This is a genomic window from Inquilinus ginsengisoli, from assembly GCF_050434925.1.
Lineage (GTDB): Bacteria > Pseudomonadota > Alphaproteobacteria > DSM-16000 > Inquilinaceae > Inquilinus > Inquilinus ginsengisoli_B.
This window is the reverse complement of record NZ_JBNDJK010000001.1, coordinates 2,201,214-2,221,525: the sequence shown is the minus strand read 5'-3', so window position 1 is coordinate 2,221,525 and position 20,312 is coordinate 2,201,214. Positions and strand designations below refer to the sequence as shown.

Genomic DNA, 20,312 nt, shown 5'->3' with positions numbered 1-20,312 from the left:
CGGTGCAGTCCGCAGGCCGAGGCCCGGCGCCGCCTATCGCATGGCGGTCGGCGTGCAGCCGAAGCGGCGCCGGAAGCAGCGATTGAAGTAGGACACGTCGCTGAACCCGACCGCGAGGGCGAGATCGCCGATACGCAGGGCATCGGATCGCCGGTCGCCGAGCAGCATCGCGGCCCGCTGCAGGCGCAGTTCCAGCACGCGCTCCGCAAACCCCGCCCCGGTCTGCTGCAGCAAGTCGTGGATGTAGCGCACGGAGAGGCCGAGGCGGCGCGCCAGCGACTTCACCGAAAAGCCGGGCTCGGTGTAGCCGTCCCGGATGCCGGCGAGAACCGCATCGGTCCGCGCCGCCCGCAGGCCCCGCGACGCCGCCTGGCACGCCGTCTCTCCCTTGCCGCCGACGACGACGAGCGTGATCAGGTCCAGCAGGGTCGTCGAAATATGGGCGGCCAGGGCGGGATCGCCGTCGGCCGGGACCTCGCCCACGAGCTTGAGATAATTGCGAAGGAAGGCCAGCGCCGCGTTGGAGCGGCCGATGGCGAGAAGATCGTCCACGCCGCCGACCGTCCGCCGCATCAGCTCCCCCGGCACGATCAGGTTCTGCCAGATGTGAATTCCGTCCCGCGCCGGCTCGCCGCCGATCAACGAGCCGCATTCCTGCGCCGAGATCAGCGCGGCCGCGCCAGGCGTCAGCGCCATCTCGCGCCCGACATGCAGGCCGCCGACCATGCCGGCGCCCGCGTTGATCATCAGGCAGTAGACATCCTGGCCGTCGGCCTGGAGGTCATGCGGGGTCCGCGTGACGCTGTGGACCGTCCCGCTGAACCGGCCGAGCCCGACCGCGCCGTAGAACGCGATCTCGAGCTCCGCGTGGAAGGGGGCGTCGTCCGAGATCCTGATGTCGAAGGATCCGATGTTGGCGACGTAGAGATCGCGCCACAGCGAGAAGCGCGCCCGCTCGTCGAGATCATGCGGCAGGGCCTGGGACGAGAAACGGATGCCCTGCATCGTCGACGTCCCCGTAAAAACCGGAATATTTACACAAGCACGTTAGGCCTCTCGGCGGTGTCCGACAACGCTTGCGGCTACTGGCGTGGCTCCCGGCGCGGCGCGCCCCAGGTCAGGGTCGAGACCATGGCGAGATCCAGCTGCCCGTCGGTCGCGAAGGGCCGCAGCAGCGCTTCGAGCTCGCGGTCGAATTCGGCGGCCAGGGCCTCGCCCATCACGGCGCGGCTCCAGGTCGCGCGCGAATGCTGGCCGCGGATGAACTCGGCGAGGCTCTGCCGAACCGTGAACGGAAATTCCTTCCGGCCGGAGATGTCCATCCAGGCCTCATGGCGCCCGGCCTCCGCCGCGGCGCCGGCCGGATCGTAGCGGCCGCCGACCCGGGCGAGCCAGCGCGCCAGGAATCCCGTCCAGGCCTCGTCGCCGCAGGGCGCTACCGCCGGCTCGTCGCCGCCGATCACGGCCAGCGTTCCGGTCCAGCCCGCCAGCTTCGGGAACACCGCTTCGTGGTCGAGCCAGTGAATCGAGGTGCCGGCCGTGACCAGGTCGAAGCCGCGATCGGTGCGGTAGGCCTCGGCCGTGTCGCAAATCCACGCGATGCCGCCATGCCGGCCGGCATCCGGAGCGCGGCTCGCCGCCGCGCGGCCGGCCTCGATCATCGCCGCGGAGGGGTCGAGCGCCACCACCTCGGCGAAGTGATCGGCCAGGACGATGGCGACCTTGCCCGGCCCGCAGCCCAGATCCAGCGCCCGGCCGCGCCCCGCCACATGTCTGAGCAGGAATTCGAACAGCTCCGGCGCATAAGGCGGCCGGGCCGCATAGCAGCGGGCGACATCGGCATCGGCGAAGGCCGAGGCGACAGCCTTGCGCGCCGACGGGCTGGTAGCGATGCGCCCGGGACGATGCATGGGGGACCTCCGCTGATGGTCGGCAGCCATGGATCGTCATGCGGCCCGGCGGGCAATATACAGGCTGGTCGTCATGTTGCGGACGACGCGGCCGCCAAAGTTGTCGCGCGCGATGCGGCGCAGCCCGGCCAGCACCGCCTCGCGATCGGGGCGCAGGCTGACGGTCGAATACGTCGCGTAGAGCGCCGCCGCCTGGTCCTCGTCCAGCACCAGGGACCACGTGCTCATGGCCGTATCGACGATGTCGAAGGCGCCGGTCCGCGTCAGCGCCGCCAGCCGGGCCTCGGTGTCCAGGCCGAACGGTATGCCGCGCTCGCCGGCCGAGGGAGTGGACGGACCCTCCAGGAGTTCCAGGGTCGCGAGATGGAACGGGTCGGGCCGGCTGTCGTCGCCGAACACGTTCCAGAACGCCGCCCACCAGCCGCCGGGGCGCAGCAGGCGCGTGATCCTGGCCAGGGCCGCCTCTTCGTCCAGCCAATGGAAGGCGGTGCCGCAGACGCCGAGGTCGAAGGCCGCCTCTGCCAATGCCGCGTCCTCGAACGCGGACAGCAGCACCGTCAGGGCCGGGTCCGGATGCGCCGTCCGCAGGAATTCGGCGAGCCTGGAGTCCGGCTCGACGGCGACCAGCGGATCGGCGCCGGCCTCCAGCAGCCGCCCGGTCGCCTTGCCCGTCCCGGCGCCGATCTCGAAGGTCGCGGCCCCGGGTCCGAGGCCGCAGCGGGACCGCAGCGTCCGATAGACCCATTCCGGGTAGTCGGGACGGGCGCCGTGATAATTGGCCGGGTCGGCCCCGAAGGCCCGGCGCCCCGCGTCCCTGGCAAGTCTCGGCGGCGGCATGATCAGTCTCCGATGGCGGATGCTGCCTCGGCAGCAACCACTGCGCGGTCCGGGCGCCCCTCAGGTGACCTCGAACTCGAGGCGCCGCTGGAGCGCCGTCGCCTCATTATCGCTGTCTGGCAGCCGTCTCCACGGCCGGGCGAGTTCGACGTCCATGGCGTCAGGCTACGCCCGGGAGCGGGATTCCTGAAGAGGCACGGGGTCAGCATCCTGCCCTTTGCCGACCATCGGCGGCAACCGGGTAGCCGTCCAGAACGAGTGTTAACGCAATGTCCATTGCGCTAACCGCCGAATCTTGTTCATGATACGTTCCATGGAGACAGCACCAGCAGATCTCGACATCCAGGCCTACTGCCGCGACCTCGCGCTGCAGCAGGTCCAGATGCTCACGCGCCTGGCCGAGATCGCCATGCAGCTGGCGGAGGGCGAAGGCGTCCGCGCCATTGCAGCGCAGACCCGCGCCGCCCAGCCGAAGGCCGATGAAGCCGCAGTGCAGGCAGCCAGGGCCGAGGCGCAGGAGGCTGGGATGGCCTTCAGCCGCTTCTCCCGCTCGGTGCAGCGCTCGCTGGCGCTGCGCAGCCGCGCCGCCGCCGACCTCTGCGCCGGCGACAAGGCCGACCGCAAGGCCCGCCGCGCCCGCCAGCGCAACCATGTCGCCGACGCCCTCGAAGCCCTGGTCTGGGATCCGGAGCTGTCGCCCGGAGAGCGCATCCGGGCCGAGGAACACGATCTGGGGGAGCATCTCGACGCGCTGTATGAGGACGAGGACAGCCGGATCGAGGACCGGCCGGTCGGCGCGGTCATCGCCGGCCTGGCCTGCGGCCTCGGGCTCTCCGACGCATGGCGCCGCCGGGCCGCCGACTGGTCGGACCCGCCCTATCCGCCGCCGCTGACCGAGACCCCGGACGAGATCCGGGAGCGGCGCCGGGCCCGGGTACTCGAACTGCTGAGCCAGCCGCTCCGCACCATGGATCGCGACGAGATCCCCGCGCTGATGGCCGGGATCGAGACCCGGCTGCGGGAGCCCGATGTCCCGGCGCTGCTCGACGCCGAACCGCCGATGCGGGTCGCCGAACGCCTCTGCCGATCGCTCGGCATCGAGCCCCATCCCGATCTCGACCGGGCGGACAAACCCGATACCGGGTGACCGACCGGGCCGGTCGGATGAGCCGGAGCCGCCCCCTCACCCGAAATCGCTGCGCGATTTCGACTCTCCCCAAGGAGAGGTGAATGGAGCGCCGCACTTTTTTCCCTCTCCTCGGGGAGAGGGAGGGGCCCGTCGCGTTGGCGACGGGAGGGTGAGGGGGTGGGCCGCGCCGGCCTCAGAACGCCAGCCCGGTCTTGAAGATCTCCACGGCGTAGAACGCCAGCTCGCCGTCCAGCGCGCGCTGGATGTTGGCGGCCTTGCGGAAGCCGTGCTGCTCGCCGGCGAACAGGACGTAGCCGACCGGCTGGCCCTTGGCCCGCAGCGCGTCGACCATCGCCTCGGTCTGGTTCGGCGGCACCACCTCGTCTTCGTCACCCTGGAAGAAGATCACCGGCTTGGACAGCCTGTCGGCATGGAACAGCGGCGACCGCTCGCGGTAGCGCTCGGCCTCGGCCGGATACGGGCCGATCAGCCAGTCGAGATAGCGCGACTCGAACTTATGCGTGTCGCGCGCCAGGGCCGCCGCGTCGCTGACCCCGAAATGGCTGGCCCCGCCGGCGAAATAATCGTCGAAGGCCAGCGCCGCCAGCGCGGTGTAGCCGCCGGCGCTGCCGCCGGTGATCACCGACCGGGCGGCATCGGCCAGGCCCTGCGCCGCCAGGTATTTCGCCCCGGCGACCGCGTCCTGCACGTCGACCACGCCCCAGGACAGGTGCAGCCGGTCGCGATAGGCCCGGCCGTAGCCGGTGCTGCCGCCATAATTGACGTCGAGCACGGCGACGCCGCGGCTGGTCCAGTACTGGATGCCGAGATTGAGCGTCGAGGACGCCGCCGAGGTCGGGCCGCCATGGATCTTCACCACCAGCGGCGGCACGTCGCCGTCCGGCGCCGCATGGTCCGGGCTGGTCGGCGGATAGTACAGGCCGTGGGCGGTGCGGCCGCCCGCGGTCAGGAACTCGACCGGCTGCGCCGGCGCGAAGAAGCCGCGCAGCGCCGGATCCTCGCCGATCTCGGTCGCCCGCTTCAGCACCTCCCAGCGCCCGGTGGCGAGGTCGAGCCGGACGATCTGGGCGGGGTCGCGCGGCGAGCCGGCGCGGAACACCGCGATCCGCTCATCGGCGCGGACCGAGCTGATGTCGGTGAAGGGCAGGTCGATCGGCGTCAGCGCGCCGGTCAGCAGGTCGACCAGAGCGAGCTTGCCCAGCCCCCCCTCGATATAGCTGCACAACAGCCGACCGGGGCCGGAGAAGGCGTAGGTCGACAGGCCGAACACCCATTGCGGCTGGCCGAACTCCGCCGCCAGCGTCAGCACCGCCTCGGCCGGGCCGCCCCGCCCGTCGCAGCGATACAGGTTCCACCAGCCGGACCGGTCGGCGGCGAAGACCAGCCATTGCCCGTCCGGCGACCATTCCGGCTGGAACACCGATTCGCCCGACCCGCCGGCCAGCACCCGCGGCGCCCCGGCCGCCACCCCGTCGGCCGCCAGCTCGGCGACGTAGAGCGTGGTCTCGACCCAGGGCATATGCGGATGGTCCCAGGCCAGCCAGGCCAGGCGGCTGCCGTCCGGCGACAGCCGCGGCGAGGCGAAGAAATCGTGGCCCTGGGCCAGGATGCGGATGCTGCCGACGCCCTCGCCCTCCAGCGGCACGGCGACGATCATGTTGTCGGGATGGGCCCGGCCGGGGCGATGCCGCTCGCCGACGCCGATCCACAGCCGTCGGCGCGAATCGACCAGCCCGTCGGCGAAGCGCCATTCGGCCTCGCCGGTGGCGGCGGTGACCGGCTCGGGCGCGGCGCCCGGCACCTGACGGTACAGCCGGCGATCCGGCGGCGCGCCGGCAGGGCCGGGCCGGTCGTTGGCGAAATAGACGGTGCCGTCGGCCACGGTCCAGGCACCGCCACCATATTCATGCACCCGGGTGCGGACATTGACCGACGGCGGGCTGACCTCGGCGACCGGGCCGTCCGCCGCGCGCCGCATCAGCACGCTGCGCCCGCCCTCCTGCGGCCGGCTTTCCAGCCACCAGATCGAATCGCCGTCCAACCGCACCTCGGACAGCCCGATCGACTGCGCCACGATCAGGTCGGAGGTGATCGGCGACCTCCAGAAGCCATAAGGGGCGGTCCTGATGCCGGTCATCGCTGCTCTCCGATCCATGGGGACCGCCAGCCTGTCCGATCGGCCGCCCGGATTCCAGTGCCGGCGGCGCCGCACCGGATCACTTCTTCGCGATCACCCAGACCGCATGGACGATGCCGGGGATGTAGCCGAGCAGCGTCAGCAGGATGTTGAGCCAGAAATGCTTGCCGAAGCCGACCTGGAGGAACACCCCCAGCGGCGGCAGCAGGATGGCGATGATGATCCGGAGCAGGTCCATGCCGGTCCTTCAATGGTCAAGCGAAGAGTCGGGGCGCCCGGGCGGATGGTGGGCCCATCCGCCCGGGCCGGCCGGTCACTGCATCATCGGCGGATTCGGCTTGGTCGACTGCTCGATGTTCTCGCCAGCCTTCTGGGTGTCCTGGCCGACGCCGCGGACCGTGTTGTCACAGGCGGCCATGCCGAGGCCGGCGGCCAGCAGGCCGGCGATGAGAACGATGCGTGCGATCATGATCAACTCCTCACTTCTTGAGAACGTCACGAACGGCGTCCTTGACCTTGCCGGCGGCGGACTCGATTTTACCCGCAGCGGTCTGTGCCCGGCCCTCGGCCTCGAGCTCGCGGTCGCCGGTCACCTTGCCGACGGCCGTCTTGCCCTTGCCGACCGCCTTGTCGGCAGCGCCCTTGATGCGATCCTTGTCCATGGATGTCTTCCTCGGTTGCGAACCGATCCGAGACGGACCGGTCAGGTAACAGCGCCGCGCCGGCGGGAGTTCCGACGGCACCGCGGCGGTCAGCGGACCAGGAAGCGGCCGATCGCCAGCCCGGCGGCGAAGGCCAGGCCCAGGGCGGTCAGCGGCCGCTCGGCCACCCGGCCCTTGATCTCGCCGGCCGCCGCCTCCGCCGCTTCGCCGGCGCGGCGGGCGCCCCACCGGCCGGCATCCTGCGCCGCGCCGCCGGCACGGCCGGCCAGCGAGCCGATCTCCGACCGCAGTTCCGAGATCGTGCGGGTCAAGAGATCGACATCCTGTTCGAGGTTGCGGGTTGCCATGGTCTTTTTCTCCTCACAGTTGCATCGTCCGGCACGGGGCGCCCGTCGCGGCAACACCGCGCGACGCGCCCATACGACAGCAACAGCGGATTCCGGAATCCGTTACAGCGCCGCCGCCAGGGAACGGCTTCCGCCCCGGCCTCGTCGCTGCAGGCAAGGGGTTGGCCCGGCCGGCGCGGCGCGGCATGGTGGCCCCCGGGTCACAGCGGAGACAGCATGCGCCACCCCTCCATTACCCTTTGCCGCCTCGGGCGCGCCGCCCTGCTGCTGGCGGCGGTCGCCTTGCCGGCCGGCGAGGCTGCGGCCCAGCAGCAGCCTGCACCAGGCCAGGCCGCGCCCGGCCAGACGATCCCGCCCGCCGATGCGGCCGCGCCGTCCAAGGTGGTGCCGCAGACGGCACCGGAGTTCCGCCGGGCCGTGACCCTGGGCCGGCAGATCTATGCGGTCGACGGCGCCGCCGCCCTGGCGAGTGCGGCGCTGCGCCGCAACGGCATCGACCCGCAGGCCGGCGGCATCGTCGGCTGGGTGACCGAGCCGACGGAGAACGGCATCCTGGTCCGCTTCGTGCGCCGGGGCAGCCAGGGGCCGGAGGCGGCCTATGACGTCACGGTCGACGCCGGCGGCGGCGCCCCTGTCCTCGCCCGCCGGGACGGCGCGCCGCTGACGCCGGACCAGTCCGCCCAGTTCGCCGCGGCGCAGCTGGCGCTGGGGCGGCTGGACCAGCCCTGCTCCAAGACCTATCGGCCGGTGGCGTTCCGCGACCCCGGCACCTCGAACTGGCGGGTCTATGCCCTGGCCACGGCGACCGAGCCCGGCATGTTCATGGTCGGCGGCCATTACCGCTTCCTGGTCAGCCCGGATGGCGGCCGCATCCTGTCCGGCGGCCGGCTGCCGCCGCCCTCCTGCCTGGCCGGCGAGAAGGCCACCGAGGGGCACCGGGCCGTCGCCGTCATGGTCTCCGAGCCGGTCTCGGCGATCCCGACCGAGCTGCACGTCTTCCTCAGCCTGCGCCAGGACCTGCCGCTGATCGTGCTGACTGCGGACGGCAAGCGCTGGCTGGTGGCCAAGGGCACCATCGCCACGGTGAAGGAGTAGGCCGCCCTTGGCCGCCGCCGCCGGACACGGCATGCTGGCGGCACAGGGGGGCCAGATGATCGACACCACCACTTCGCCGCGCCGGTCCGGCATGGCCGAGGCGATGCGGCGCGCGGCGCTGCCGCTCGCCCTGCTGGCGATCCTGGCCGGCTGCAACAGCACGACTCCCCCGGCCACGACCAACCCGGTCAGGGCGGCGGAAAAGCCGGCGCTTCGCCGGATCCCTCAGACATCACCGGAGATTCGTCGGATCGAGATGCTGGGCCGCACGATCTACGTCCTCGACAACGCCGCGTCCCGGGCCACAGATCTCGTCCTCGCCGAGGGGGCACACCTGCGGGCCGACGGCATACGGGGCTGGGTGACCGACACGTCTGGGTCCGGCGTGCTGGTCCGCCTCATCCGCCAGTCGGGGGATCGATTCGAATCGGCCTACGACATTACCGTCAACCAACGAGGCGAGTCTGCCGCCATGACCATGGCGCGGCCCACCAACCCCAGACTGACGCCGGACCAATCAGCCCAGTTTGCCGCCCGGCAGCTGGTCCTTGCTCAGAGTGGGTCCCGGCGTTGCCCGGGACACTACAACACCGTGGCGTTTCGCGATCCCGGCTCGTCGAATTGGCGGATCTACCTTCTGGCCGCGACCACCACCCCCGATGTGATGATGTTCCTTGGCCATCTCCGTGCCTTGGTGAGTGCGGACGGCAGGCGGGTTGTGTCGATCGAGAACTTGTCGAAGACCTGCCAACCACCCCCCGGGGAAATCCCCGAAGGCGCAGAGATCATGGGTGGCATGGTCACAGAGATCCAATCTCCGACGCCGATCGAAACACATGTGTTCGCAAGCCTGCTGTACCAAAGGCCGTTGGGCGTCGGGACCAGGGATGGCAAGGTCTGGATCGTAGACCAGGGCCGGATCTCGGAACTGCAATAGCCCACTGGGCAAAGCTTGGCGGACGGCCAACTTCGCAGGATCTGTCAATCCGGCCGGGCTCCTGCCGCCGATTGGGAGTGAGGCAGTTATGGCGAAATCCTGGACCGAGAAGCTGGACGACCCGCGGCCGCATCAGGTGAAGCCGGCGCCGGTTGACATCGCCGGGATGAAGACCGGCGAGATCATGCTGGTGCCGACGCCCCGGCTGATCGACGCCTTCATCCGCGCCATCCCGAAGGGCAGCGGCATGGATGTGCCGACCCTGCGCCGTGAGCTGGCCAGCCAACACGGTGCCGAGGTGACCTGCCCGATCACCACCGGCTTCCACCTGCGCATCGTCGCCGAGGCGGCGTGGGAGGCGCATCGGCGCGGCACGCCCGCCAGCGAGATCACGCCGTTCTGGCGGGTGCTGGACGGCCGGGCGCCGACGACGGCGAAACTGTCCTTCGGCGACGCCTTCCTTCACCAGCAGCGGCGGCTGGAGGGGCTGGCCTGATCCCGGTCAGCCGGCGAAGGCGACCAGGTTGCCGTCCGGGTCGCGGATGATGAAGGTGCGGGCGCCCCAGGGCTCGGTGCGCAGCGTCTGGTGGAACGGCGCGCCGGCGGCCTGCAGCTCCAGGAACAGCGCCTTGGGATCGTCGATCGCGATCGTCGCCGACAGGACGTCGACCTCCCGCTCGCGGAAGCCGGGGGCGAAGACGGGTCCCCGGACCCATCGCAGGTTCAGCCGCGCCTCGTCGCGCCGGACCTGGGCGTAGAAGGGCGGCTCGCCATAGGTGAAGACGACCGCGAAGCCGAGCGTCCCGGCGTAGAAGTCGCAGGCCGCCCGGATGTCGGTGACGAGGAGTTGCGGCTCGGCCAGGCCGAGGACCGGCCGGCTCAAGGGCACGGGATCCGCCATGTGCCGACGATGAGAGGGCTGCGGCGCGCCTGTCAAGACGCGCCGCTTCCATCACGCCGCCTGCATCGCCGCGCCGCGGCTCCGGCGCGGCAGGACCAGCGCCACCAGCCCGCCGAGCACGATGCCCAGGACCGCGAGCATGAAGGCCAGGCGGGTGCCGTCGGCGATGACGAGACGCAGCGCCTCGCCTTCCTGCCCGGCGATGCCGGCATTGGCGATGGCGATCAGGACGGCGAGGCCGATGGCGTTGCCGATGTTCAGCGTGGTCGAGGCCATGCCGGAGGCGACGCCCTGCTCCTCCGCGGCGACGCCCGAGGCGGAGGCGATCCACATCGCAGTCCAGACAATCCCCTGGCCGATGCCGGAGACCACCAGGCCCGGCACCAGCGCGGCGTAGCCGGCGGTGGTCGCCAGGCCGATCGCGACGGTGCCGGCCACGCCGATCGCCGACCCGAGCAGCAACGTGCTGCGCGTGGTCAGCTTCGTCGCCAGCCTTTCGCCGAGCTGGGTTCCGGCGGCGATGGCGAGCGACGGCACGATGAAGGCGAGGCCGGTCTCGAGCGCGCTGAAGCCCATCACGGTCTGGAACAGCACGGTCAGGAAATAGGGCAGCGCGCCGAAGCTGCCCATGTAGATGAAGGTGATCGACATGCCCGCGACCAGGCTGCGGTTGCGGAACAGCCGCATCGGCATCAGCGGGTCGGCGCTGCGGGTCTCGATCAGCACGAAGACGGCCAGCAGCAGTGCGGAAAGCACGGCGGCGGCGACGATCGGCGTGGCGCCCCACCCCGTCTCCGGCCCCTGCACCAGGACATAGACCAGCAGGGTGACGCCGGCGGTGACGGTCAGCGCGCCGGGCAGGTCGAAGCTGCGGCGGGACAGGCGCGGCGGGTCGCGCGGGATCACGGCCAGGGCGGCGAGGGCGACGATCCCGGCCAGCGGGACATTGACGAAGAACACCGCGGACCAGCCGAAGCCGTCGGTCAGCACGCCGCCCAACAGCGAGCCCAGCGTCAGCCCGCTGGCGCCGGCGCCGCCCCAGACCGCCAGCGCCCGGTTGCGCCGCGGCCCTTCTTCGAACAGGCGGTTGACCAGCGACAGCGTGGCCGGGAACAGGATCGCGCCGCCGATGCCCTGCACCGCGCGGGCGACGATGATCACGCCCGGGCTCCAGGCCAGCCCGCCGACCAGCGAGGAGGCGGCGTAGAGGACGAGGCCGAGCACGAACATCCGGCGCTGCCCCAGCAGGTCGGCGGCCCGGCCGCCGAACAGCAGAAAGCCGCCGCAGAATACGGTGTAGGCGCTGACCACCCATTGCAGCGACTGCTCGGAGAAGCCGAGGCCGGTGCCGATCTCCGGCAGGGCCACGAACACGATGTTGAGATCGAGGGCGAAGATCAGCTGGGCGAAGGCCAGCAGCGCCAGGCTCCAGCCGAGCGAGCGATGCCCCGCGGCAGACACGGATGCGGACATGGAAGCTCCTTCCGTCGGATTCGACTCGTCCGACTGTACGCGTTTAATCGTACTGTTGAACAGTACTAGAATTTGCGTACTATCAGCATGAAGCGACCTCTGCGAACCCGTCCCGCAAGGGCCTGATGGTTTGACTGTACGCGTATCATTGCCTATCTATCGGGCATGATCACCCCGCAGCATCCCGACCGGCATCAGATTCGGCTGGAGAACGTCCTGTCCGCTTTGGGCCATCCGATGCGGCTGAGCGTGATCCGCGTCCTGTCGCAGGGCGGCGAGCACGCCTGCGGCACAGTGCTGAAGAACGTGTCGAAATCCACCCTCACCCATCATTGGCGGGTGCTGCGCGACAGTGGCGTGATCTGGCAGCGGCCGTCCGGCCGGGAGAACCTGCTGTCGCTGCGCCGCGACGACCTCGACGCCCGTTTTCCCGGCCTGCTCGACGCGCTGATCGGCGCTGTGCGCGCCGATGCTGAGGCGCCAGGGCGCCAAGCCCCTTCCGAAGCCGGGGTTTAGGGCTTCAGGTCCACCGCGGCCCGCAGGCTGCCGTCCATGTAGAACGGCACCGATTCGTGCTCGTGCACGATCACCCAGCCGTCGGCCGCCCGGCGCAAGCCGAGGGTGAGGCGGAACCATACGTCGGGCTTCTCGCCATCGGTCTTGGTGCCGGTCAGCCGGGCCAGGCCGTGGCAGAAGGCGACGTCGCCGCCGGCGGCGATGCCGAGATCGTGGATCTCGTAGCCGATCGGCCCCTGCCAGGTGGCGAACCAGGCGTCCAGCCCCTCGGGCCCGGATTCGGCGGTCCGCAGCGGCGGCGCCAGGGAGTAGAGGACGAAGTCGTCGGCTTGGCGGGCGATGACGCCCTTGGCATCCTTGCGGCGCAACGCCGCCGAACGCGTCGCGATCAGGGTGCGGATCTCGGCCTCGCTGTCATACTGGCTGGTCATTTCGCTTCCTCCATCCGCATCCGGACCATCCGGATGCCTGTCCCAAGGACGAAGCAGCGCCGGCCGATCCGACAGGTCGATGTCCGAAACAGGAGCCGGCGGAACGGCGCAAGCCCTTCCGCCGGCCGGCTGCTGGCGCCGGCGCTGAACCGGACCGCCTGACCTCAAGGCTTCAGGTCCACCGCGGCCTTCAGGCTGCCGTCCATGTAGAAGGGCACGGATTCGTGTTCATGCACGATCACCCAGCCCTCGGCGGTCCGGCGCAGGCCGAGGGTGAGGCGGAACCAGAGATCGACCGTCTCGCCGTCGGTCTTGGTGCCGCTCATCCGGGCGAAGCCGTGGCAGAAGGCGACGTCGCCGTCGGCCGCGATGTCGAGATCACGGACTTCGTAGCCGATCTGCCCCTGCCAGCTCGCGAACCAGGCCTCCACGTCCTCGACGTTCGCCTGGTCGGCGGCTAGCGGCGACCCCATGGAGTACAGGGAGTAGAGGCCATAATCGGCGGCCTGGCGGGCGACGAAACCTTTGGCGTCCTTGCGGCGCAGCGCCGCCGCGCGCTCCTCGATCACGGCGCGGACCTCGACCTTGCTGTCATGCTGGCTGGTCATCTCTTCCTCCATCGCGTCCGGATCCGGATGCCTTCCGGCGTCTCGCCGAACGGGCGTTACGGTTTGACCGGCGCGTTCATCGCCCAGGCGATGCCGAACGGGTCCTTCAGCCGGCCCCACCGGTCGCCCCAGAACATCACATCCAGCGGCACCTCGATCGTGCACCCGGCATCCACCGCCCGCTGCCACCAGGCGTCGATCTCGTCCGCCTTGAGGATGAGCTGCAGGGTGAAGGCCTGCGGCGGCTCGAACGCGAAGCCATGCTCCGGATAGAAGTCGGAGATCATCAGCGAGCTGCCGTTGACATGGGCATGGACATGCATGGTCCGGCCCTTCTCGTCGGGCGGCACCGAATAGACCGTCTTCGCGCCGAAGGCCTTTTCGTAGAACTCGGCGGCCTTCGACGCTCCCTCGACGTTCACATAGGCGACCAGGCCGCCGAGGACCGGGGGCGCTGCGTGATCTGTCGTCATGTCTTTCTCCTGGTTACTCATCCGCGCCGCGGCGGAAGCTGCGGGCCTGCCTCAAGGACGCGCGAACCGGAGCGACGCCGACACCAACTCCGGGAAATTTTTGCGGCCTCAGAGACCGTTTGGAAATGCGCTGGTGTGAGTCGGATGGCGGTGGTTTCGAGAACCGGCGCGCGGCGGACTTTTGGGTCCGTGAGCACCGGAAGCGCTCGAGCCCGCCGTCAGACGGCCGCACCAGTAGCATTTGCAGGCGGTCTCTCAACCGACCTCGGCGGTGCCGTCCTGCTGCAGCCGGTCGAGATGCATCCGGATATGGGCGGCCTCGGCCGCGGTGTTGGCCAGGGCGATGGCCTGGTTGAAGGCCTCGCGCGCCTCACTGACGTGGCCGAGCTGCTGCAGCAGTGCCCCGCGCACGCCGAAGAAGTAGAAATAGCCGGACAGGCGCGGCGCCAGCGGCTCGATCAGTTCCAGCGCCGCCTCGGCGCCGCGCAGCTTGGCCACGGCGACGGCGCGGTTCAGCGTCACCACCGGCGAGGGCTGCAGCCGCTCCAGCGTGGCGTAGAGCAGGTCGATCTGCGCCCAGTCGGTGTCCTGCGCCCGCGCCGCCCGGGCGTGCAGCGCCGCGATCGCCGCCTGCACCTGATAGGGGCCGGGGCTGCGGTGGCGGATCGCCTTGTCGATCAGGGCCAGCCCCTCGGCGATCATGGCGCGGTTCCACAGGGTCCGGTCCTGGTCCTCCAGCAGCACGATGCTGCCGTCTGCGTCGAATCTTGCCGGCGCCCGCGAATGCTGCAGCAGCAGCAGCGCGGTGAGGCCCATGATCTCCGGCTCGGCCGGGAACAGCCGCAGCAGCAGCCGGGCCAGGCGGATCGCCTCGTCGCACAGGGGCGCGCGCAGCGGCGCCTCCTCGCTGTTGGCGGCGGAGTAGCCCTCGTTGAAGACCAGGTAGATCATGGCGGCGACCATGGCCAGCCGCTGCGCCCGCTCCGGCGCGCCCGGAGTCTCGAACGGCACGCCGGCATTGGCGACCTTGGCCTTGGCCCGGGTGATGCGCTGCTCCATCGCGCTTTCGCCGACCAGGAAGGCGCGGGCGATCTGCCGGACCGAGAGGCCGGAGACGATGCGCAGGGCCAGCGCGATCTGCTGCGTCGCCGGCAGGTCGGGATGGCAGCAGATGAACAGCAGCCGCAGGATGTCGTCGCGGTATTCGGCGCCGTCCAGCCGCTCGGCCAGATCCGCTTCGGCGTCGCCCAGGTCGGACAGCAGCTCGTCCGGCGGCAGCGGCTCCTGCTTCCGGCCGCGGCGGACGCCGTCGAGCGCGGCGTTGCGGCCGACGAAGATCAGCCAGGCCGCCGGGTCGCGCGGCGGCCCCTTCTGCGGCCAGGTCTTCAGCGCCCGGAGACAGGCCTCCTGGAACGCCTCCTCCGCCGTGTCCAGGTCGCGGAAATAGCGCAGCAACGCGCCGAGCGCCTGGGGGCGGGCAGAGGCGAAGGCCGTGTCGATCCAGGCGAGGTCGGTCATTGTCCAGCTGTCCCGGGCTTGAAGCGGCGGATCGGGCGGACCTCATAGGTCGCCCCGGGGTTGGCGTCGGAGAGGTCGCGCACGATGGCGAGCACCTCTTCCAACGACTCGCATTCGAAGGTGTAGAAGCCCAGAAGCTGCTCCTTGGTCTCGGCGAAGGGGCCGTCGAGCACAAGCGGCTCGCCCCCGCTCTGGCGCACGATGGTGGCGGCGGTGGTCGGCATCAGCCGGGCGACGGGCCCGACCTTGCCCTGCTTCGCCACCGGTTCCAGCACCGCGGTCAGCCGGCCGATGACCGCGTCGTCTTCGGCCTGGGTCCAGGCCTCGGTCACGGCTTCGTTGTGATAGCAGAGGACGGCGTACAGCATCCGGGTATTTCCTTCTTCCTCCCGAGGACGAAGGAGTATGCCCGGCGCCGACACGGCCGGCAAAAAATGCGGCGAAGGTTCCTAGTTCGGCTGTTTCGGATCCGCCGGCAGCAGTACCTTCAGCGCCTGATCCACGAGCCAGCGATCCTTGTCGTCGGCAGGGAGATCGAGGTCCAGCAGCGCGTGCAGGACCGCTTCGCTCCGAAGCCAGGCCGCAACCGTTTGGCGGCTCGCGGGCCTCCAGTATCCTTCCTCGGCACCGCCCCCCTCGAATATTCGAACGGGAGCCAAGCTGATGAACGAGGCGAGTTGCAGGACAGCGTCCCGGGACGGTGGCGAAAGCCAGCCGGCCAGCGCCTGGGAAACGTCCATTCCCAGCGCTGCGACCCCGCAAATCCAGTTGTCTGCTTCAATGTCGTCCGGGTGCATCGCCCGGGCCTGGGCCCAGGCCGCAGCGAAGACATCCTTCACCGCGTCCTGCTCGGCCGCAGGCCAGCCCCGCCATTCCGCCATGTCGAGCTTGGAGGCCAGGGTCGGCGGGTCGGTGCCCACCCAAATCGGGCGGCGCACCGCCTGCTCCAAGATTCTGGGCAGGAAGTGCTTGTAGTCCCGGAGCGACCCGACGGTGGTCATCGCCCAGCCAGCATAGGGCCCGATCTGTTCCCCGGTGAGGTCGCGCAACGGCGCCGAGGTCAGCGTCCTCAGGATCTCGTCGGCGTCACGCAGCGGCGATGCCGTCAGCGTGGTCGGTCGAGGATAGGGCGCGAACACCCGATAGGCCGTATCGATGGCCTGCTGAACACGCTTGCCCGGCTGCATCGCTCTCCCCTCGCGGCACTATGGGCGGGACGGTCCCAGCTCCGCCAGCGCCGTCTCGGCCACCGCCAGGTCGATCGCCGGGTGGTCGCCGTCATCGAGGCCCCAGACGGCGGAGAGGGAGGACGAGGCCAGCACCCAGCGCAGCAGCCGGGCGCGATCCATGCCTGCCGCTTCGGCCACCACCGTCGCCCGCCGGGCCAGGCGGCCGGGCTGGGTCGCGACCGCTTCACCCGGGTCGGCCAGGGCCGGAGCGTCGGGGAAGCCCATGTCCGGGTTGGTGAAGATGCTGCCGAAGTCGTAGCCGCGGTCGCCGACCAAGTGCCGCGGGTCGATCGCCAGCCAGCGCGCGCGGGCCGAAATCCAGCACGTTGCCGTGGTGCAGGTCGCCATGCAGGGTGACGATCTCCCGCCGCTCCGCCACCAGCCCGCGGGCGATGGCGGCGGCGCGGGCCACCACGCCGCCGTAGCGGTCGCCGCCCAGGGTCAGCGGCTCGAACCACCGCTCCAGCGGCAGCAGCCCGTCCGGCAGCGGCCGGCCGCGCGGCGCGTGCAGCCGGGAAGCGGCCTCGCACAGGATGCGGCAGGCCTCGTCGTCCTGCCCCTGCATCGACATGGTCGTGAGCGAGGCCGGGCCGGTGGCCCGTTCCAGCAGCAGCGTGTCGCCGTGCTGGGCCAGGACCATCGCCGCGCCCTCCCCGGTCCAGTACTGCATCAGCAGGCAGCCGAGCTTCTCATCCGCGTTCACCGGCTGCTTGATCATCGCCGGCAGATCGCCGCAGCGCACCGCCAGCAGACGGCTGCCATGGGTGACGATCGGCTCGCCGTCCGGCACCGCGCCCCAGCGGGCCAGGTCTTCCTCGAACATCCTCGGTCCTCGGGTGTGTTGCGCAAGGCGGGCTGGGGCCGGCTTACGCCGGCCCCTCGACCTCGTCCAGATCGATGCCATGGGTGTCGAACCACCATTCCGGCGGCTTGTCCGGATGATGCGGCTTCAGCCGGGCGTAGCGGTCGCGCAGCCGCTGCTGCCGCGCCACCTCCGCCCGGAAGTACGGATGGTCGAACGATCCGCCGATCGACCACATCCGGCGCAACAGCTTGCGCAGGACATAGCCCTGCGCCTTGGGACCGGGTTTGTACCCGCTGGCGATGATTCGCTCGATGCCATCGACCAGGATCTGTGCCGGGCTCATCGGCGGGGTGCCGTTGACCAGCGCGTCCAGCCGGTCCAGCCCGAACCCCGCATCGATGCAGGTGCCGAGCGGGTTGACGATGTTCCCGATCTCGACCTCGTCCCGGTAGAACTCGGTGCAATGGCCGGTGATGCTGCCGTCGCTCCAGGTGCAGTCCGGGTCGGGCCGGATCGGCACCCGGCCGCGATACAGCGGCGACCACTCCGCCATGCGGTCGCGATGGATGGTGACATGGTCCGGCGAGGCCCCGATCTCCTCGAGGAAACCGAGCCAGAAGTCGATCGCCTGCCCGACAGTCATCTGGCGGAACGAGAACAGGCCGAGCATGTCAAAGCGGAGCAGATGCGTGCCGTCGCCGATCTCGTCGAGATCGCCCAGGCGCAGGCAGGACTGGAGATTGGCGAAGGTGGCGGTGACGGACGGGTCGATAAACAGCGGCTTGAACTGCTGCATGCCCGCCGTACAGAACAGCGTCGTGCTGTCGAAGGGCCGAACCGAAGGGTTCGTGTCGAAACCGATCCCCCTGTTCTCGCAGAACAGGCGGAATCGGCGGGTCAGGCGTCCCGCGGGGACATAGGCAACCTCCTGTGCGGTCACGGCCCGCCGGGAGGACGGGCCCTATTCCTATCTAATCACGCGCCGGACGCTTCTCAAACCCCTGGCGCCGGCCGGCCGCCATCGCCATCTCCGACGGGCAGCGAGGGAGGAACAGCGCGTGGGCTCCGCGATCCGTTTCACCGGCACCGGGCCGGGCGCGCACACCCAGGATGGCTGCGCCGTCGAGCTGTACCGGCGCCTGCCGGCCGATGGCGAGGCGGAGATGGTCGCCACGGTGGTCCCGGCCGGCGGCTCGATCCTGGAGCTGGGATCGGGGCCGGGCCGGGTCACTCACGCCCTGGCCGCCCTCGGCTACGCCGTGACCGCGGTCGACAATTCGGCCGATATGCTGGCCCATGTCCGGGGCGCGGAGACGGTGCAGGCGGATATCGAGGATCTCGACCTCGGCCGCAGCTTCGATGCGGCGCTGCTGGCCAGCACGCTGATCAACTTCCCCGATGCTCGGACCCGCGCCGCCCTGCTCGCCGCCTGCCGGCGCCATGTCCGGCCCGGCGGCGCGGCGCTGATCGAGCGGCGCAATCCCGACACCTTCGCCACGCTGCGGCCCGGTCCGGCCGGGGAGGAGGCCGGTATCCGCCACATCATCGAATCGGTCCGGCACGAGGGCCGCCTGGCCCATATCGTCCTGCGGTCCGAGGCGGCCGACGCCGTCTGGACGCAGAGCTTCACCTGTGAGCTGATCGATGACGAGCAACTGGCGGAGGCGCTGGCCACCGCCGGGCTGCGGCTGGTGCACTGGCTCGACCCGCCGCGCCGCTGGGCCCTGGCGGAACCGATGTAGCCCTTACAGCAATGATCCTTGTACCGGCTTCGCGTCCGGCGAACGGGCGGGACGGGGCGGCTTGCTGCCGCCGATCACGGCCGGGGCCTCGCCGTCATGGAAGCGGATCGACACGGCCCGGCCGGGCGTCGCCTCCTGGGCCGAGGCCAGAGCGTGGCCGGTGGCGGGGTCCAGCACCAGGGCGTAGCCGCGGCGCAGCACGTCGACATAGGAATAGCTCTCCAGCAGCCGGCCGGCGGCGGCCAGGCGCGCGGTACGATCGGCCAAGGCGCGCAGCACCGGTTCCGGCCCGAAGCGGCCGGACAGGGCATGGAAGCGCTCGGCCGGGCGATGGGTCAGGCGGGTGCCGCAGGCGGTCAGGCGGTCGCCGAGTTGGGCCAGGTGCCGCGCCGTCTCCGCCACCTGGCGGCGCGGATGCGGCAGCCGGGCGCCGAGCTCGGCCAGGCGGGCGCGGCGACGCTCGACGATGCCCAGCGCGGCCCGGTCCAGCCGCTCGCCGCGGTCGTCCAGCCGCTGCATCGCGGTCTCGATCAGCCGCGCCGGGTCGCCCAGGCCGCGGCGCAGCGCGTCGAGCCGGGTGCGGTGCTCGCCGAACAGCCGGGCGGTGCCGGCTTCGAGGCGGCGGGAGCAGTCCAGCACCCGGCCCAGCAGCTCGGCCCGGACCGGCACCGCCATCTCCGCCGCCGCGGTCGGGGTCGGGGCGCGGCGATCCGAGGCGAAGTCGATCAGGGTGGTGTCGGTCTCGTGCCCGACGGCGGAAATCAGCGGGATGGCGCTGGCCGCGGCCGCGCGCACCACGATCTCCTCGTTGAACGGCATCAGGTCTTCCAGGCTGCCGCCGCCGCGGGCGACGATCAGCAGGTCCGGCCGCGGCACCGGGCCACCGGGCAGCAGGGCGTTGAAGCCCTCGATCGCCGCCGCCACCTGGGCCGCCGCGCTGTCGCCCTGCACCGCCACCGGCCAGACCAGGACATGGCGCGGGAAGCGGTCGGACAGGCGGTGCAGGATGTCGCGGATCACCGCGCCGGTCGGCGAGGTGACGACGCCGATCACCCGCGGCAGGAAGGGCAGCGCCCGCTTGCGCGCGGCCTCGAACAGCCCTTCCGCGGCGAGGCGGCGGCGGCGCTCCTCCAGCATCTTGAGGATGGCGCCCTCGCCCGCCAGCTCCATCTGCTCGATCACCATCTGATACTGCGAGCGCGAGCCGTAGATGGTCAGCCGGCCGGTGCAGATCACCTCCATCCCCTGCTCCGGCCGCACCATCAGCCGCGCCAGCTGGCCCTTCCAGATCACCGATTCGAGGGTGCAGCTGTCGTCCTTGAGCGTCAGGTAGACATGGCCGGAGCGCGGCACCGTGACCTTGCCGATCTCGGCGCGCACGCGGACCAGGCCGAACTCGCCCTCGATCGTGCGCTTCAGCGCGCCGGTCAGCTCGGCGATGCTGAATTCCGGCAGGTTGGAGCCGGGGCGGCCCGCGGGGGGCGGAGGGGTGTCGTTTTGCTCGGTCATGCTGCGGCCACCATGCTAAACCCCTCCGCGCG

Annotated in this window: 26 protein-coding genes; 6 read left to right on the top strand and 20 right to left on the bottom strand. The window is 70.8% G+C overall.

Features of this window, described 5'->3' with window-relative positions; translation table 11 throughout:
- Nucleotides 1-33: 33 nt before the first annotated feature.
- From QFZ27_RS10680 to QFZ27_RS10670, 3 genes are all read right to left on the bottom strand, one after another.
- The gene (locus QFZ27_RS10680; protein WP_429226308.1) at nucleotides 34-1,005 is read right to left on the bottom strand and encodes an AraC family transcriptional regulator; all 972 of its coding nucleotides are present in this window, start codon (nucleotides 1,003-1,005) and stop codon (nucleotides 34-36) included.
- 77 nt (nucleotides 1,006-1,082) lie between these two features.
- Nucleotides 1,083-1,910, bottom strand: a complete 828-nt coding sequence (locus tag QFZ27_RS10675) for a class I SAM-dependent methyltransferase (protein WP_429226307.1) — start codon at nucleotides 1,908-1,910, stop codon at nucleotides 1,083-1,085.
- A gap of 36 nt (nucleotides 1,911-1,946) precedes the next feature.
- A complete protein-coding gene (locus tag QFZ27_RS10670; protein ID WP_429226306.1) occupies nucleotides 1,947-2,747 on the bottom strand; it encodes a class I SAM-dependent methyltransferase in 801 nt (266 codons plus the stop codon).
- 313 nt (nucleotides 2,748-3,060) lie between these two features.
- On the opposite strand from QFZ27_RS10670, the gene QFZ27_RS10665 reads away from it, so the two are divergent.
- On the top strand, nucleotides 3,061-3,894 hold the full coding sequence (locus QFZ27_RS10665) for a hypothetical protein (RefSeq protein ID WP_429226305.1): 834 nt from the start codon (nucleotides 3,061-3,063) through the stop codon (nucleotides 3,892-3,894).
- 175 nt (nucleotides 3,895-4,069) lie between these two features.
- On the opposite strand, the gene QFZ27_RS10660 is transcribed toward QFZ27_RS10665, so the two are convergent.
- The 5 genes from QFZ27_RS10660 to QFZ27_RS10640 all read right to left on the bottom strand — a co-directional run bounded on the left by QFZ27_RS10660 (nucleotide 4,070) and on the right by QFZ27_RS10640 (nucleotide 7,043).
- The gene (locus QFZ27_RS10660) at nucleotides 4,070-6,034 is read right to left on the bottom strand and encodes a S9 family peptidase (protein WP_429226304.1); all 1,965 of its coding nucleotides are present in this window, start codon (nucleotides 6,032-6,034) and stop codon (nucleotides 4,070-4,072) included.
- A gap of 79 nt (nucleotides 6,035-6,113) precedes the next feature.
- Entirely contained in the window at nucleotides 6,114-6,272 is a 159-nt protein-coding gene (locus QFZ27_RS10655) for a YqaE/Pmp3 family membrane protein (RefSeq protein WP_429226303.1), read from the bottom strand.
- Between the two features lie 75 nt (nucleotides 6,273-6,347).
- Entirely contained in the window at nucleotides 6,348-6,503 is a 156-nt protein-coding gene (locus tag QFZ27_RS10650) for an entericidin A/B family lipoprotein (RefSeq protein ID WP_429226302.1), read from the bottom strand.
- A 10-nt stretch (nucleotides 6,504-6,513) separates the two neighbouring features.
- The gene (locus QFZ27_RS10645) at nucleotides 6,514-6,696 is read right to left on the bottom strand and encodes a CsbD family protein (RefSeq protein ID WP_429226301.1); all 183 of its coding nucleotides are present in this window, start codon (nucleotides 6,694-6,696) and stop codon (nucleotides 6,514-6,516) included.
- An 89-nt stretch (nucleotides 6,697-6,785) separates the two neighbouring features.
- Nucleotides 6,786-7,043 carry a hypothetical protein gene (locus tag QFZ27_RS10640; protein ID WP_429226299.1) on the bottom strand — a complete coding sequence of 86 codons (258 nt, stop codon included), beginning with the start codon at nucleotides 7,041-7,043 and terminating at the stop codon, nucleotides 6,786-6,788.
- A gap of 216 nt (nucleotides 7,044-7,259) precedes the next feature.
- On the opposite strand from QFZ27_RS10640, the gene QFZ27_RS10635 reads away from it, so the two are divergent.
- From QFZ27_RS10635 to QFZ27_RS10625, 3 genes are all read left to right on the top strand, one after another.
- On the top strand, nucleotides 7,260-8,138 hold the full coding sequence (locus QFZ27_RS10635; protein ID WP_429226298.1) for a hypothetical protein: 879 nt from the start codon (nucleotides 7,260-7,262) through the stop codon (nucleotides 8,136-8,138).
- Nucleotides 8,139-8,193: 55 nt separating this feature from the next.
- Complete coding sequence (locus QFZ27_RS10630; protein WP_429226296.1) at nucleotides 8,194-9,075, top strand: hypothetical protein; 882 nt, start codon at nucleotides 8,194-8,196, stop codon at nucleotides 9,073-9,075.
- A gap of 88 nt (nucleotides 9,076-9,163) precedes the next feature.
- Nucleotides 9,164-9,571: a hypothetical protein gene (locus QFZ27_RS10625; protein WP_429226294.1), complete on the top strand. Its 408-nt coding sequence runs from the start codon at nucleotides 9,164-9,166 to the stop codon at nucleotides 9,569-9,571.
- Nucleotides 9,572-9,577: 6 nt separating this feature from the next.
- Here the strand turns inward: QFZ27_RS10625 and QFZ27_RS10620 are convergent, their stop codons facing one another.
- Both QFZ27_RS10620 and QFZ27_RS10615 read right to left on the bottom strand, forming a co-directional pair.
- Entirely contained in the window at nucleotides 9,578-9,958 is a 381-nt protein-coding gene (locus tag QFZ27_RS10620; RefSeq protein ID WP_429226293.1) for a VOC family protein, read from the bottom strand.
- Nucleotides 9,959-10,027: 69 nt separating this feature from the next.
- Nucleotides 10,028-11,449, bottom strand: coding sequence for an MFS transporter (locus QFZ27_RS10615; protein WP_429226292.1), 1,422 nt, complete (start codon nucleotides 11,447-11,449; stop codon nucleotides 10,028-10,030).
- Nucleotides 11,450-11,614: 165 nt separating this feature from the next.
- On the opposite strand from QFZ27_RS10615, the gene QFZ27_RS10610 reads away from it, so the two are divergent.
- Nucleotides 11,615-11,965: an ArsR/SmtB family transcription factor gene (locus QFZ27_RS10610; protein ID WP_429226291.1), complete on the top strand. Its 351-nt coding sequence runs from the start codon at nucleotides 11,615-11,617 to the stop codon at nucleotides 11,963-11,965.
- Here QFZ27_RS10610 and QFZ27_RS10605 read toward each other — a convergent pair.
- From QFZ27_RS10605 to QFZ27_RS10565, 9 genes are all read right to left on the bottom strand, one after another.
- Entirely contained in the window at nucleotides 11,962-12,396 is a 435-nt protein-coding gene (locus QFZ27_RS10605) for a YybH family protein (RefSeq protein WP_429226289.1), read from the bottom strand. The two genes, QFZ27_RS10610 and QFZ27_RS10605, sit on opposite strands and share 4 nt — an antisense overlap.
- Before the next feature lie 164 nt (nucleotides 12,397-12,560).
- Nucleotides 12,561-13,004 (bottom strand): YybH family protein, encoded by a 444-nt coding sequence (locus QFZ27_RS10600; RefSeq protein ID WP_429226288.1) that lies wholly within the window; start codon nucleotides 13,002-13,004, stop codon nucleotides 12,561-12,563.
- Between the two features lie 56 nt (nucleotides 13,005-13,060).
- On the bottom strand, nucleotides 13,061-13,477 hold the full coding sequence (locus QFZ27_RS10595) for a VOC family protein (protein WP_429226287.1): 417 nt from the start codon (nucleotides 13,475-13,477) through the stop codon (nucleotides 13,061-13,063).
- 255 nt (nucleotides 13,478-13,732) lie between these two features.
- On the bottom strand, nucleotides 13,733-14,995 hold the full coding sequence (locus QFZ27_RS10590; RefSeq protein WP_429226285.1) for an RNA polymerase sigma factor: 1,263 nt from the start codon (nucleotides 14,993-14,995) through the stop codon (nucleotides 13,733-13,735).
- Complete coding sequence (locus tag QFZ27_RS10585; protein ID WP_429226284.1) at nucleotides 14,992-15,363, bottom strand: YciI family protein; 372 nt, start codon at nucleotides 15,361-15,363, stop codon at nucleotides 14,992-14,994. The genes QFZ27_RS10590 and QFZ27_RS10585 overlap by 4 nt, the downstream gene beginning before the upstream one ends.
- A gap of 81 nt (nucleotides 15,364-15,444) precedes the next feature.
- The gene (locus QFZ27_RS10580) at nucleotides 15,445-16,182 is read right to left on the bottom strand and encodes a hypothetical protein (RefSeq protein WP_429226283.1); all 738 of its coding nucleotides are present in this window, start codon (nucleotides 16,180-16,182) and stop codon (nucleotides 15,445-15,447) included.
- An 18-nt stretch (nucleotides 16,183-16,200) separates the two neighbouring features.
- Complete coding sequence (locus QFZ27_RS10575; RefSeq protein WP_429226282.1) at nucleotides 16,201-16,500, bottom strand: aminoglycoside phosphotransferase family protein; 300 nt, start codon at nucleotides 16,498-16,500, stop codon at nucleotides 16,201-16,203.
- Nucleotides 16,409-17,047 carry an aminoglycoside phosphotransferase family protein gene (locus QFZ27_RS10570; protein WP_429226280.1) on the bottom strand — a complete coding sequence of 213 codons (639 nt, stop codon included), beginning with the start codon at nucleotides 17,045-17,047 and terminating at the stop codon, nucleotides 16,409-16,411. Before QFZ27_RS10570 ends, QFZ27_RS10575 begins: the two co-directional genes overlap by 92 nt.
- Before the next feature lie 43 nt (nucleotides 17,048-17,090).
- On the bottom strand, nucleotides 17,091-17,969 hold the full coding sequence (locus tag QFZ27_RS10565; protein WP_429226279.1) for an alanine--tRNA ligase-related protein: 879 nt from the start codon (nucleotides 17,967-17,969) through the stop codon (nucleotides 17,091-17,093).
- A gap of 118 nt (nucleotides 17,970-18,087) precedes the next feature.
- Here QFZ27_RS10565 and QFZ27_RS10560 point away from each other — a divergent pair, with 118 nt between their 5' ends.
- Entirely contained in the window at nucleotides 18,088-18,771 is a 684-nt protein-coding gene (locus tag QFZ27_RS10560; protein ID WP_429226278.1) for a class I SAM-dependent methyltransferase, read from the top strand.
- 3 nt (nucleotides 18,772-18,774) lie between these two features.
- On the opposite strand, the gene xseA is transcribed toward QFZ27_RS10560, so the two are convergent.
- A complete protein-coding gene (gene xseA, locus QFZ27_RS10555; RefSeq protein WP_429226277.1) occupies nucleotides 18,775-20,280 on the bottom strand; it encodes an exodeoxyribonuclease VII large subunit in 1,506 nt (501 codons plus the stop codon).
- Between the last annotated feature and the right edge of the window lie 32 nt (nucleotides 20,281-20,312).